Here is a 13,499-nt window from a genome sequence, read left to right as displayed (position 1 = left end):
AATGGCCCGATGGACAGAAGGCATACCTGCAGATGACTCGGACCTACTTTTCCCGCCCGGGCCGAGCCGAGCCGACTATATGAATTCTACTTGAGATGAGTATCCTGCTCCTCCCCCAGCATTACGGAAGGGAACCAATCGCATTGAATTTGCTGTATGCAATAGTCACCCGATAATCAAGCGCCCGATCCTGGCAAGTGGGTCGGAATGACCATGGAGCTAGACAGTGACCATCCCCTTTATCGATCCTGACCCCATTCTCGTAAGGGCCTGGGAGGAAGTGCGCGCGTTTCTGAACTCCGCCTTCATCAGCGCCTTCCTCTCGGCCTTGGCAGGCGCCGGACTGGGCGTATGGGGTGCTCAGAGGGTGACCGAGCGTTCCGCGCGACGAAAAGAACTGCTCGATGCCCTGCGGCAAGCAAATGCGCTGGTCGTCCTGGCAGCAACGATATCCAACCAAGCGTTGGCTATGAAGAAGCAGCATATTGCACCTCTTTCGGAAAGATACTTTCAGGAAAGAAAGACCGCTGAATCCGTGAACGCGACTATCCTAGAAGGGGGCAGGCCGCCGACTTCAACGGCATTCAAGGCTGAGATGGTCTACATCACGGCACTCACGGTCCCAATCGACGCACTCAAGAACATTGCGTATTCCGCCCAGCTCATGCCGGGCAGGGCGCTTGCTTTGGTGGCAATGGTAGAACAGTCGCTTACAGAGATGGGGCACGCCATAGACATTCGATCGAAACAGATTGAGTCATTCAAGGCTCGAAGTGTTACGCAAGAGGTAACGATGCAGGACTACTTCGGCCTCAAGCGAAGAGATGGGGATACCGATTCTCTATACCACGACTCAATGGTCGCGATCACGGAATACACCGATGACGTCGCGTTCTTTGGTGCAGAGTTGGCGGATGAGGTTCAGGCACATGCATCCCGTGTTAGGAACCGTCTCGTCAAGCTTGCCAAGGTAGTCCCAGAGGTGAGTACCGTTGATTTCTCTAACCCCCGGGGATCTGGCTTGATGCCGCCCAGAGAAAAGTACGAGAGCTGGCTTGCTGGGTTCAGGGGCAAAGGCTGAAGCGCCTTACTACGGCGGCATATTGACAGTTTTCCAACATCAGTCGCGGAGCCTTGGAAGTGCCATCGAAGATGAGCAGCACAAGGCCATCCTTCACCGCTTTCACTGCCACTAATCATTCCGCGAACGTCGTCGTGTAGCGTTCATCTGCAGCCTTGTGAGCGCCGCATTAGCTAGATGGGACGCACCCGTGCAACATCCTCAGAGGCTTGCTACACGACTTAGCAGTAGGATTGAACCTTCGATGCAGAACGCTTTATTCAGCGTCGGCGCATTAAGAGACCGGACACTCACAGGGAAGGGGAACGAGAATGGCAACAGCAAAGACGACTGCGCCGGAGAAAAAGGCGGTTGCAGACGACTCCATCGCGCCACGGGCAAGAATGCACAAGCTTACGATCAGGAACTTTCGAGCAATCGGGAGACAGGCGGTTGAGATTGAGCTCGATGACATCGTCGTGCTGGTTGGCGCGAACAATACCGGGAAGAGTTCCATCCTGCGCGCGTACCAACTGGTGATGGAATCAGGAGCAAAGGGAGATCTTCTCGCCGAGGACTTTCCTGGTGGCTATGTACTCGGAGCCGAACTGGCCCAAGAAGACATGCCAAGCATCGAGTTGGAGACAGTGCTTTTCGCGGATAGCAAAGCGCCTGCGGAGAAGTGGGTCAAAATGCGCGAAAACGGAGATCGCCATGTCAGAGAACGCTGGATTTGGCGCGCCCCTGGACGGCCAGAGAAGCGTGGATTCAACGTTGAGCTTGGCGCATGGGACAAGGATCACGGGCCATGGGGAGTTGCATCCGTCGCGCAGTCGAACCGGCCAGAGATGCACAGAATTGAAGCTTTCGACGACCCCAAGAAGCAAGCCGATAGCATCATAGGACTGTTAGAAGAGGCAACAAAGCAACGAGTGAAGGCACTGACTGAAGAGGAGGGCAAGGATGGCGCATATGCAAGGCTACTTGCGGGCGTGGCCGAGCTCCAGAGAACGGTGGCAAACGAAGCAATGCAGGCGATTGACGCTGTTCGGTTGGAACTGGCGAAGGCTATGGCGGATGTGTTTCCTGGGTACAGCATAACCTTGGACGCACGGCCGGAAGATGATCTGAGCAAAAGCATCTCGTTCTTTAAAGCGCCTCCACAATTGCGGATGGGGCCTGCTGATGGCCATCAGTCGGATCTCGAGCGCCAAGGCAGCGGAACCAGGCGCACGCTAATGTGGAATGCTCTCCGGATCATTGCTGACCATAAGTCAGGCGCCAAGGGGACGGACAGGCCCCATGTGCTTCTCTTGGATGAGCCAGAGCTATGCCTTCATCCTGCTGCCGTTCGTGACGCATGCAATGTACTTTACTCTCTGCCGGCTGGACGAACCTGGCAGGTGATGGTGACTACACATTCGCCAGCTTTTATCGATCTATCGCGCAACAATACCTCCATCGTAAGGGTTGAGCGATCGATTGAGGGCACTGTCTCAGGGACCACGATCTTTCGTCCTGAGCGAGCGCAGTTGAGCGAACAGGATAAGGAGCGATTGAAGCTCCTAAACATGTACGACCCATACGTTGCTGAATTTTTCTTCGGTGGTCGTATCGTATTGGTCGAGGGTGACACGGAGTATTCGGCATTCCGAGAGGTGATAGCCGGAGCTTCTGACCGATTCCGCGGCGTACACATCGTGCGGGCACGCGGAAAGTACACCATCATCGCGCTGTGCAAGATTCTCAATCAGTTTGGGTGCAGCTATGCAGTGCTGCACGACTCTGATGTGCGAACGATCAAGAACAAAAACGGCGTTCTTGCTGCAAACAGCGCGTGGCCTGCGAATCGCCAGATCCTCGAGGAAACCCAAAAATCCCTATCGGACGTGCGCTTGGCCGCCTCGTTGCACACCTTTGAGGTCGCTATGTTTGGAGAGCTAGTATCTGGCGAGAAGCCCTATGCATCTTGGCTCAGAGTCCGGGAGGACGCCACCGCCAGGGAGAAGGTGATCGCGCTTCTAGACTTTCTCGTTAGGAACTCCGACGCTTGCCCTGAAGGAGTACTTGCTTGGGATGACGAGGCGGTGTTGGCGAACGCAGTGGCGAAATTCGAGCCTGTCGCCGACGGCGGCGTTAAGATTTAAGGAGTAGGTGATCTTGCGCTCGGCCGAGCCCTGGGGCTCGGTTTTGAAGCGCTGGGAGAATCATAGTTCTTTTCGCATAATGTATATTATGTAAAATACAGCTGTACCCACCGCCAATCGGCAAGGAACCAGTCCGCGCCGCCCGGCCAGCTCTGGGACCCTCCCAACCGCACCCTTGGCCTGAGTCCCAGCCAGCTTCATTTCTGACTCTGTCTGGCAGGCCTCCCCAGCCAGATCTGGCCACCGTCGCCGCAGAGCTGAGGCTGCTCAACATACCGAAACGCAGCTCGATCAATCCCGTGTGGCCGGATGCAAAGCCCCTGATGCACGGCGGTAACGCTGGCGCCGTGACGCGTCACACAAATACGCCGCCGACCACCGGCATCAGTCCCGCCACCCATCGCGTATTCTTTGAAATCTGCCTGCAAGGATGCCCGCATGAGCGACAGAATTCACTCTGACCAACGCACCCAGGACCCGCCTGAGCTGACCTTCGTCATGATGGATGGCCTGATGGACGAGTTCTCCGCCAGGACCCGCGGCAAGCAAGCCGGAAAGATTGAGCGCATCGCCACGGCCACTGGCGTCGCTGGCGCATTGGCCGGCATCCTGCTGGGGTCGCTGCTCCCAGAGCCGTTCAATCTATACGCTGCAATCGTCGGACTGGGCGTTGAGTGCCTGGGGTTTGCCATCGGCATGGCCCTGTCGTTCAAACGTGATTGGCGCTGGATACGCCATGCACGCAAGGACACCGCCGAGTCCATGGACACGGACTTCCTCAAGTTCGAGGAGTACATTCACCAACTTCGCCAGTTCCCAGCCCGGGACCGCGCACGCCGACATCGCTACATCCGTGATCGCAGCACCCGCATGATGAGCCGTAGTGCGCGCCGTAAAGACGCACCCAATTCCAATGACAGGTTGAGGGGCGCAACTTCCCTGCCGTTCAGAGCTTGACTGCCGCCAGCTCGGCGTCGATCTGCTCCAGCGCAGTCGCTTTGTGGATGTCCGCCGGCAGGTTGCGCAGCAACCGAAGATCCTGCATCCAGCCCAGCCTGTCGCTGACCTTGTGCAGTGCCTTCGCCTTGCGGGCGACAGCACCATCGCCATGTACATGCCCATGCAGGGTGCCGAGCACATGGGCGGCATCAAGCTGCATGCGCAGTCGCCGCGCGCGACGCCGCCAGCGATGCACGGCTTCATCGTCGCCGTCATCCGCTGCACGCGCGGCTGCCTTGACTACCCGGCGTTCGCTGCGCGCCAGCGCCGCCCGAACACCCGGCCGACGCAGCCGCTCCCACGGCTGCTGCTGCATGTGTGACATCACCTGTTCGACCACTGCGCGTCGACGGGCGAATTCCGGATCACCGCCCAGTGCACGTTGCAGAATACGTTCGCGGCGCGCCACCAGTGCAGCCAGGATCGCGCGCCATTCGACAGTGCCATCCAACGTCTGCAGCCGGGCCGCCGTTTCGACCACGACGTGGGCATCGCGCATGTACGACAACCCCTTGCCAAGGCGACGCAGCGCCAGGTCGTCGCGCGCGAGGCGGAAATCGTCTTCGTCCAGCAGCGCCAGCAGGGCGCGCATGCGTCGGATCGCTTTCCGCGCCGCGTGGATGGCATCGTGCCGGTTCAAGGTGGCGGCTAGCACCTCGAGCACTGCCAGGCCATCCCGCCTCAGCAGCTCTCTGGCCGCCTGTCCCGGTGCATCTTTCGACATCGAACACCCCGTGCCAGGTCGATGGGCGGAGTGTATCGGATGTCACCCGCCCTGCTCCGCCTCGCCGTCCAGCCACCGCTCCACAAAGGCCAGGGCGTTGCTCAGGACCTGATCGAAGTCGGCCGCCTCGGCCACATCGGGCTGGATCCAGTGACGATCCTTCAGTGCCACCACGAAGACAAAGGCCGGCTTTCCTTCCGGCTGCCAGGCAGTCACATGGAAGGTCTCCCGATGCCGAGGAACACGAATGCCGTGACCAGCATGGTCGCGCGGACCTGCTCGAAGATGCCGCCTTCGAGGTCGCCGCCGTAGAAGTTGAACTGGAACACGTGCATCTTCATGGCAAAGGCCATGATCACCAGGAACACCACGATCGGGATCACCTTGGCGATGGCGACGAACCTGTTGATCGCCGCGGCCTGCTGCACCCCGCGCAGGATCATGAAGTGGAACAGCCAGATGCCGGCCGAGGCCACCAGGATCGCCACCACGGTGTTGCCGTCGCCGAAGATCGGGAAGAACGTACCCAGGGGTGTTTTGTGCGGTATTCAGCGATGTTTTGCCTGTCCGTCGATCAGCTCCACCACCTGCTGCCCAAACATCGTCACGTCTACGGGGTCGTGGCTGATCAGCAGCAACGGAATGCCGGTGGCGTCCAGCACACCCTGCAGTTCCAGGCGCAGGTGATCGCGCAACGCATGGTCCAGCGCGGCGAACGGCTCGTCCAGCAACAGCGCCTGCGGGCGGGTCACCAGTGCCCGTGCCAAGGCCGTGCGCTGGCGCTGCCCGCCCGACAGCTGGGCCGGCAGCATCTGCGCCAGGTGCTCGATGCGCAGTGCCGCCATCCAGCGTTCCACCTCGGGGTCGGCCTCTGCGCGCCGGGGATTGAACCAGCCGCGACGCAGGCCGAACGCGATGTTCTGGCGTACGGTCAGGTGCGGGAACAGGGCGTAGTCCTGGAACACATAACCCAACCGGCGCTGCTGGGGTGGCAGGTGAATGCCCTGCGTGGCATCGAACAGCGTCGCACCGCCCAGCCGGACATGGCCATCGTGCGGTCGCAGCAGGCCGGCGATGGCCTTCAGGGTCAGGCTCTTGCCGGCGCCGGAGGGGCCGAACAGCACCACCTGCCGCTGGCTGCACTGCAGCTGCACGTCCAGCGTGAACTGCTGGCCGGGTGCCTGCATCGTGCGGCGGACATCCAGCTCAAGCCACATCGCGCATCTCCCGGCGGCGCCCGCCGACCAGCCGCGCGGCCACCAGCAGGATGAGGATGCACACCACCGAGGTGAGGATCACCAGAGCATTGGCGGTGTCGTCATGCCCGGCCTGCACCGCTTCGTAGATCGCGATGGACAATGTCTGGGTGCGCCCGGGAATGCTGCCGGCTACCATCAAGGTGGCACCGAACTCGCCCATCGACCGCGCGAACGCCAGCAGCAGCCCCGCCAGGATGCCGCGCCAGGCCAGCGGCAGGCTGACCCGCAGGAACAGTGCGAACTCGGAGACACCGAGCGTGCGCGCGGCCTGCTCCAGCTGCCCGTCCACGTCCTCGAACGCTGCGCGTGCCGGCTTGAACACCAGCGGCAGCGAGGCAACGGCAGCGGCGATGACCGCCGCCTGCCAGGTAAACACCAGGTTGATGCCGAAGCTGGACTGCAACCATGCGCCAAGCGGACCGTTGCGCCCGATCACCACCAGCAGGTAATAGCCCAGCACCGTCGGGGGCAGCACCATCGGCAAGGTCAGCAGCGTGTCCAGCAGCTCACGCCCGGGAAACCGGCGCCGCGCCAGCAGTGCCCCCAGCGCTACGCCCAGCACCAGGTTGATCGCCGTGGCCCAGCCGGCCACCTTCAGCGACAACCAGAGCGCGGACCAGTCCAGCGCCATCGATCAGGGCGCGCCGAAACCGTGCCCGCGCAGGATCGCCTGGCCCTGCGGCGACACCACGAACGCCACGAAGCGGCGCGCTTCCACCGAACGGGCACTGCCCTTGATCACCGACACCGGATAGGTGATCGGCGACCTCAACGGCACGTCGAAGGCACGCACTACCCGGCCGGGCATGGCCTGGTAATCACTGGCGTAGACGAAACCGGCATCCACTTCGCCGCGCGCCACGTAATCCAGCGACTGGCGCACGTTCTGGGTGGTGATGGTCCTGGCGGCTATCGCATCCCACATCCCGGCTTCCTGCAGTGCGGTGCGTGCGTAGCGGCCTACCGGCACACTGTCCGGATTGCCGATGGCCACCCGTTGCACGCCCTTCCCCGCCAGCGCCGCCAACGTGCTGGGGGCGTCCTTGCGGCCCGGCGGCACCACCACCACCAGCCGGTTGGTGGCGAAGGTCCGGCGCGAATCGGTTTCCAGCAGCCCGCCCTTCGCTGCCTGACCCATCGTAGCGGTGTCGGCCGTGGCCAGCACATCCACCGGCGCGCCGCGCGAGATCTGCTGCAGCAGTACCCCTGAAGCAGCGAAGTTCAGGTCGACCTTCGTGCCCGGATGCGCCGCCTCGTACGCACTGGCGATGTCACGGAAGCTCTCGGTCAGGCTGGATGCGGCCGACACGGTCAGTTCGGCGGCGGTGGCCGGCAACGCGGCCACCATCAGCAACAGGGAGAACAGTCGTTTCATCGATCAGGTCCCGAAAGGTTGCCTCGATGATAGCCACGGCGGGATGCCCGCCGCGCGAAGACCGTTACGCTGCCTGCAGGGCGAAGTCCAACCCGGCACGCACGGCGGCCACCTGGGCATCGTTGCACTGCGCCGGCGTGGTCCGCGGGCTGTCCGGGTAGACCTCGGTGGTGGTGGCGAAACGCGCGTTGCTGAAGCCAGCGCACGCGCCGATCGAGCGCGATTCGCCCCAGACCACGCCGGGTGACTGCAGCGGCAGCCCGACCAGGTTGCCGTGTGCATCGGCGGGGGCGATGTGGGTGATCGGGGCGACAGCGGCGATCAGGGCACGCTGGAACGCCGGCTCCGGATTTTCGCTGTTGCCGATCACATAGAAGCCGTCCGGAATGGTTTCCGGGGTCCATGCCTTGCCATCACGAGAGGCCAGCGCCGGGTCGAACTCATGCGCATCGCTGTCGGTGGTTTCGTGCAGGTCCAGGTGGACCCGCAGGTCGTCATTGCGGGCGGCGATCCAGCTCATCAGAGAGGCCGATTCGACGATGCGGCCGCCGTCACGGAAGCTGCGGTTGGGATCGATGGCGTCGCGGTTCCAGCGCTGGATGCGCTCGTAGCCCCAGGGGCACACGCAAGGTGCGACGATCAGGTTGATGCGGCCGGCGTACTCATGCGCGTGGTCGCGCAGGAACTGCAGCGCACCGTGCACGCCACTGGTTTCGTAACCGTGCACGCCGCCGGTGACCAGCGCGGTGGGTAGCGCCGGGTCCCAGTTGCGGGTCTTGGCCAGCAGCAGCGGGTAGGTGTCGGTGATGGCGTCCAGCTGGCCGTACTGCACGACGTCCAGAGTATCGGGCAGCGCGTTCAAGGCGGAGACCACGTCCTCGGCGTAGTGGCGTTGCACGACCTGGCGCGCGCGCCATGCTGCGCGTTCGGTGTCGCCCCAGGGTTGGCCGGGGGTACCGACGGGGTAGAAATGGGGGGTGGTCATGGGGAGTTCCTGGTAGCAGATGCGGCCATTGTAGATGAGGGCAAATGCACATCTCCGTTCGGGGCCGATGCGCTGAAGAACCCGTCAACCCTATCGGCGGTCGTTTGGGAACCGACCCTACCGAGCCGCATGGGGCCGGAATTTTCCGGCCCCTTCTCCTTTCAACGTTCAGGCGGCTTGTACTTCTTCGTAGCCGTTGAAGCGCATGTCGCTGGAGGCGCGGCCCTGGGTGAGCGAGCGCAGCGAGGTGGTGTAGCCGGACAACTGCGCCAGCGGCGCGTAGCCCACCACTTCCGCACGCCCGCCCTGGTCCTCGATGGAGGCGATGCGACCGCTGCGGCGGTTGAGGTCGCCCACCACATCACCGACATTCACCGACGGCACGTGGATGGCCACTTCCATCACCGGCTCCAGCAGCGTGGTTCCGGCCTGCAGCAGCGCAGCCTTCACCGCTTCGGCGCCGGCCCGATGGAACGCCATGTCCGACGAATCCTTGGCATGGGTCTGCCCGTCGACCAGCGCCACCTCGATGCCCACCACCGGGTGGCCACGTGGCCCTTCCGACAGCGCGCCCCGCACGCCCTTTTCCACCGCCGCCACGAAGCCACGCGGGATCACGCCACCGACGGTGCGGTCAACGAAATGCACCTCGCCGTCCTCGCGCGGGCTCACATCCAGCACCACCCGGGCGTACTGGCCCTGGCCGCCGGTCTGCTTGACCACCTTGCCTTCCACGCCTCGCAGCGCCTGCTTCAGCGTTTCCTGGTAGGCCACGCGCGGCGCACCGGTGCGGACGTTGACATTCCACTCGGTGCGCAGCCGTTCCACCATTACCTCCAGGTGCAGCTCGCCCATGCCCCACACCAGGGTTTCACCGCTGTCCGCCTCGGTTTCGACGCGGAACGACGGGTCTTCCTGTGCCAGGCTGGACAGCCCCTGGGCAATGCGGATCAGGTCGGCCGCCTTTTCCGCGGTCAACCGCCATGCCAGCACCGCGTGCTGCGCCTGGATGGTGTCCAGCAGCAGCGGGCGCGAAGGGGCACTGAGCGTTTCACCACTCACCGCATCCTTCCAGCCCAGCACCGCCACGATGTCACCGGCCACGGCCTGCTTGATGTCGTGGGTCTGGTCAGCCTGCACCCGCACCAGCCGGCTGACCCGGCGTCCCTGCGCATGCTGCGAACTGGCCAACGCATCGCCCACCTTCAGCGTGCCCGAATACACCCGCACGAAGCTCAGCGCACCGTGGTGCTGGTGCGTGATCTTGAACAGCAGCGCCGCCAGCGGACCGTTCGGATCCGGCGGGAGGCTGACCTCACCCGCCTCCTCCGTGGCCACCACCGCCGGCCGGTCTTCCGGCGCGGGCAGGTAATCCACGATGGCATCGAGCAGGGTTTCAATGCCCTTGCTCTTGAACGCCGCACCCGCCAGCACCGGTACACCGGCACCGGCCAGCGTGGCCCGGCGCAGCGCAGCGCGCAGCGCGTCGGGTTCAACCGCACTGCCGTCCAGCCAGGCTTCGGCCAGCAGCTCGTCGTGGTCGGCCACCGCTTCCACCAGCTCCGCTCGTCGCGGCTCCCATTCGCTGTGCTCAGCGATGGTCCACGCGGTGCGGGTCGGCGTGCCGGCGTCATCCCACTGCACGGTACTGCGGTCAACCAGGTCGACCCAGCCGTGGAAGGCGTTTTCCGCGCCCAACGGCCAACCAAGTGCCCACGGCCGCGCCTGCAGCTTGTCCTGCAGCTGCGCCAGCACGCGGTCGAACGAGGCACCGATGCGGTCCATCTTGTTGACGAACGCGATCAGCGGCACGCCATGGCGACGGGCCTGGTGCCATACCGTTTCCGATTGCGGCTGCACGCCATCCACGGCCGAGAACACCGCCACCGCGCCGTCCAGCACGCGCAGCGAACGTTCAACTTCAATGGCGAAGTCGATATGCCCGGGTGTGTCGATCAGGGTCAGGTGGTGGGTGGGTTCGCCACGCGGCGCCCAATGCGCCTGCACGGCGGCCGCGCCGATGGTGATGCCGCGCTCGCGCTCGATCGCCGAGAAATCGGTGGTGGCCGCGCCATCGTGGACTTCGCCGACGCGGTGGATCTCGCCGGTTTTCCACAGCAGGCGTTCGGTGAGCGTGGTTTTGCCGGCGTCGATGTGGGCAATGATGCCGAGGTTGCGCCGGAGGTTATGGGTCTGGGTGTTCATGAGAAGGGTCTCGCTGCTGCCAACATCAGGGAGCCGCACGCCGCCGTTGGCTAACGGGCGTGCGGCCAGGTTTGGGGCTCGGCGATCTGGTGCATGGCACGTTCTCCTTTGATGCGTGGGTGTTACGAAACACTGAAACGAAAAAAGCGCCCAATGGGCGCTCTGTCTGGGGTCCTGCGGTGATCGAATCCGATCAGCCGCCAAAGGAGCCGCGAGGCAGACGCGCCCGTCCCGCGAAAGCGCGGGTGCGAGTAAAAAACGTCAGGAGCGGCATCGAGTTCATGGCGGTGGTTGAGAGGATCTGCGGCGAATTCTAGACCTCTGGTTGCGGCTTGCAAGCAATTTTTATACCCGCGCGTAGAACACTGATGGCTGTTCGGCGCACATACGCGCGCGTTTGGGACGACCATCATCTGCCTGATGCTCCCATATGCGAATAGGTCGCAATTGCATTGAATGCAAAAGTCTTTAAAATGGCGAGTCAACGTCGCTCTGCGACGACCCCGACATTGGCAGTACATGACCTCCTCCCCCGCTTCCTTCCGCAGGTGCATCCCAACCTGCTGGCCATCGCCTGCTGCATCGCCAGCGCCGCCGCACCTGCCGCCTTCGCACAGACGCCCACCGCCCTGGATGCAGTCCAGGTCAACGCCTACCGCGCAGCCAACAGCACCAGCGGCGCAACCAGGACCAATACCAGCATTGCCGAAACGCCGCAGTCGGTGGCGGTGATCGAACGCGCCGAACTGGATGCGCGCGGCGTGCAGTCGCTCAACGATGCGATGCGCTATGTGGCGGGCGTGAGCCTGGAAAGCAGCGGCATCGACAACCGCGTGGACGACTTCCGCATCCGCGGCTTCGATGCCGGCAGCTGGGCCAACAACGTAACCCTGGATGGCATGCGCGCGCCGCAGGGCAGCCAGTGGAACCGCAGCATGTTCGACAGCTGGAACCTGGAGCGGGTGGAAGTCCTGAAGGGTCCGTCCGCCGTGATGTACGGCCAGGTCGCGCCTGGCGGCATGGTCAACCAGGTCAGCAAGACCCCCACCCCGGACCAGCAGCAGCTGCTGCGCCTGGGCGTGGATGCCAACGGCCAGTACAACGCGGCTTTCGATGTTGGCACCGGCAGCGACGACAACACGCACCTGCTGCGTCTGGTCGGCCTTTACCGCGATGGCAACACCCAGATCAAGCACACGGCGCAGGAACACTGGTTCCTCGCGCCCGGCTACACCTGGCAGATCGCCGAACGCACCCGTCTCACCCTGCTGGGCATGTACCAGAAGGACGACGGCGGCTCCACCTACCAGTTCCTGCCGATGGCCGGCACGCTCGACGCCACGCCCCATGGCCATATGAAGAACAGCACGTTCATCGGACAGCCCGACTGGAACACCTTCGACCGCACGCTGTGGACGGCCGGCTGGATGTTCGAACACCGGTTCAACGACCACCTCACACTGACCCAGAACGCACGCCGCACCCATGTGGATTCGCTGTACCGCGGCGTGGTCACCTTCGGCGCGCTCAATGCCGACGGCCGCACCCAGAACCGGCGTGGCGTGCAGGGCACCGGCGATTCGGACGGCGATACCTTCGACACGCGCCTGCAGGCGCGTTTCAGCACCGGCGCGGTAGACCACACCGTGCTGCTGGGCTGGGATTGGCAACGCGCGGACTGGCAAGGCGTGCGCAGCGCGATGAGCAATCCGCGCGCGATCGACATTTTCGACCCGGTCTACTACCCGTATCAGCCCACCGTGACCACCGAAACGCCCACCGCCGGTATCAACCGGCAGAGCGGCGTGTACCTGCAGGATCAGCTGGCCGCCGGCAACTGGCGCCTGACCCTGGGTGGTCGGTACGACTGGACCAAGGACGACACGCTGAGCGCCACGCGCAACATCGCCACCGGCATCTCGCAGCCGGGTGCGCACAACGTGATCAAGAACGAAGCGTTCACCGGCCGTGCCGGCGTTCTGTATGTGTTCGACAGCGGCCTGACCCCGTATGTCAGCTATGCCGAATCCTTCCAGCCCTCCACCAGGTCGCCATTGGACAGCTTCACCCGGACCGCGTTCGACCCGGTGACCGGGTCGCAGTGGGAAGCGGGCCTGAAATACCAGCCGGCCAGCGCGGATGGACTGATAACCCTGGCCGTATACGACCTGCGCCAGCAGAACATGATTGTCGATGACCCTGTAGCCAGCCACCGCAACTGTGGTGCAACGGGTACCGCGGTCTGCTCGATCCAGGGCGACGAAGGCCGCGTACGCGGCATCGAGCTGGAAGGGCGCATCACCCCCATCGAGGGGCTGAGCCTGATCGGTGCGGCCTCACGCATGGACTCGGAAATGCGGGTGTCGTCGGCTTACAAGGGCAAACAGCTGGCCATGGTGCCCGACTACACTGCCTCGTTCTGGGCCGACTACACCTTCCCGGCCGGTGCGCTGCGTGGCGTGAGCCTGGCGGCTGGCGCGCGTTACAACGGCGTGAGCTACGGCGACAGCGCCAACCTGTACCGCATTCCGTCGTACACGCTGTTTGACGCGGCCATCCGCTACGACGTGGGTCAGTTCGGCAACACGTCAGTGAAGCTCGCGCTCAACGCCAGCAACCTGGCGGACAAGCGGTATGTGTCAACGTGTACGGGTGTGTCGTCGTGCTATTACGGCAGCGGCCGCACGGTGACAGCGACCGCAACCTTCGGCTGGTAGCGTCGGTTCCCGCACGAGGGCCCGTAAC

General features: G+C 63.5%; 12 protein-coding genes. 4 read left to right on the top strand and 8 right to left on the bottom strand.

Annotated features, from left to right (window positions below; translation table 11 throughout):
- The first annotated feature begins 226 nt into the window (after positions 1–226).
- The 3 genes from ACTJI4_RS08870 (at position 227) to ACTJI4_RS08860 (ending at position 4,164) form a co-directional block, all read left to right on the top strand.
- Positions 227–1,081: a hypothetical protein gene (locus ACTJI4_RS08870; RefSeq protein ID WP_440869080.1), complete on the top strand. Its 855-nt coding sequence runs from the start codon at positions 227–229 to the stop codon at positions 1,079–1,081.
- Positions 1,082–1,392: 311 nt separating this feature from the next.
- On the top strand, positions 1,393–3,207 hold the full coding sequence (locus ACTJI4_RS08865; protein WP_440869079.1) for an ATP-dependent nuclease: 1,815 nt from the start codon (positions 1,393–1,395) through the stop codon (positions 3,205–3,207).
- Between the two features lie 438 nt (positions 3,208–3,645).
- Positions 3,646–4,164: a hypothetical protein gene (locus ACTJI4_RS08860; protein ID WP_440869078.1), complete on the top strand. Its 519-nt coding sequence runs from the start codon at positions 3,646–3,648 to the stop codon at positions 4,162–4,164.
- On the opposite strand, the gene ACTJI4_RS08855 is transcribed toward ACTJI4_RS08860, so the two are convergent.
- From ACTJI4_RS08855 to fusA, 8 genes are all read right to left on the bottom strand, one after another.
- Positions 4,154–4,930: a CHAD domain-containing protein gene (locus tag ACTJI4_RS08855; protein ID WP_440869077.1), complete on the bottom strand. Its 777-nt coding sequence runs from the start codon at positions 4,928–4,930 to the stop codon at positions 4,154–4,156. The two genes, ACTJI4_RS08860 and ACTJI4_RS08855, sit on opposite strands and share 11 nt — an antisense overlap.
- A gap of 42 nt (positions 4,931–4,972) precedes the next feature.
- A complete protein-coding gene (locus ACTJI4_RS08850) occupies positions 4,973–5,146 on the bottom strand; it encodes a hypothetical protein (RefSeq protein ID WP_440869076.1) in 174 nt (57 codons plus the stop codon).
- Positions 5,143–5,421 (bottom strand): hypothetical protein, encoded by a 279-nt coding sequence (locus ACTJI4_RS08845; RefSeq protein ID WP_440869075.1) that lies wholly within the window; start codon positions 5,419–5,421, stop codon positions 5,143–5,145. Before ACTJI4_RS08845 ends, ACTJI4_RS08850 begins: the two co-directional genes overlap by 4 nt.
- A 57-nt stretch (positions 5,422–5,478) precedes the next feature.
- Positions 5,479–6,147, bottom strand: a complete 669-nt coding sequence (locus tag ACTJI4_RS08840; RefSeq protein WP_392917463.1) for a sulfate/molybdate ABC transporter ATP-binding protein — start codon at positions 6,145–6,147, stop codon at positions 5,479–5,481.
- A complete protein-coding gene (gene modB, locus ACTJI4_RS08835; RefSeq protein ID WP_392917460.1) occupies positions 6,137–6,820 on the bottom strand; it encodes a molybdate ABC transporter permease subunit in 684 nt (227 codons plus the stop codon). Before modB ends, ACTJI4_RS08840 begins: the two co-directional genes overlap by 11 nt.
- 3 nt (positions 6,821–6,823) lie before the next feature.
- Entirely contained in the window at positions 6,824–7,564 is a 741-nt protein-coding gene (gene modA / locus ACTJI4_RS08830) for a molybdate ABC transporter substrate-binding protein (RefSeq protein WP_440869074.1), read from the bottom strand.
- A gap of 64 nt (positions 7,565–7,628) precedes the next feature.
- Positions 7,629–8,549 carry a M14 family metallopeptidase gene (locus ACTJI4_RS08825; RefSeq protein ID WP_440869073.1) on the bottom strand — a complete coding sequence of 307 codons (921 nt, stop codon included), beginning with the start codon at positions 8,547–8,549 and terminating at the stop codon, positions 7,629–7,631.
- A 168-nt stretch (positions 8,550–8,717) separates the two neighbouring features.
- Positions 8,718–10,754: an elongation factor G gene (fusA, locus tag ACTJI4_RS08820; RefSeq protein ID WP_440869072.1), complete on the bottom strand. Its 2,037-nt coding sequence runs from the start codon at positions 10,752–10,754 to the stop codon at positions 8,718–8,720.
- 548 nt (positions 10,755–11,302) lie between these two features.
- Between fusA and ACTJI4_RS08815 the strand changes: the two genes are divergently transcribed.
- Positions 11,303–13,471, top strand: a complete 2,169-nt coding sequence (locus ACTJI4_RS08815; RefSeq protein ID WP_440869071.1) for a TonB-dependent siderophore receptor — start codon at positions 11,303–11,305, stop codon at positions 13,469–13,471.
- Positions 13,472–13,499: the final 28 nt, after the last annotated feature.

It is taken from the genome of Stenotrophomonas sp. 22385 (genome assembly GCF_052045085.1).
GTDB lineage: Bacteria > Pseudomonadota > Gammaproteobacteria > Xanthomonadales > Xanthomonadaceae > Stenotrophomonas.
This window is presented reverse-complemented; position numbering and strand designations above follow the sequence as displayed.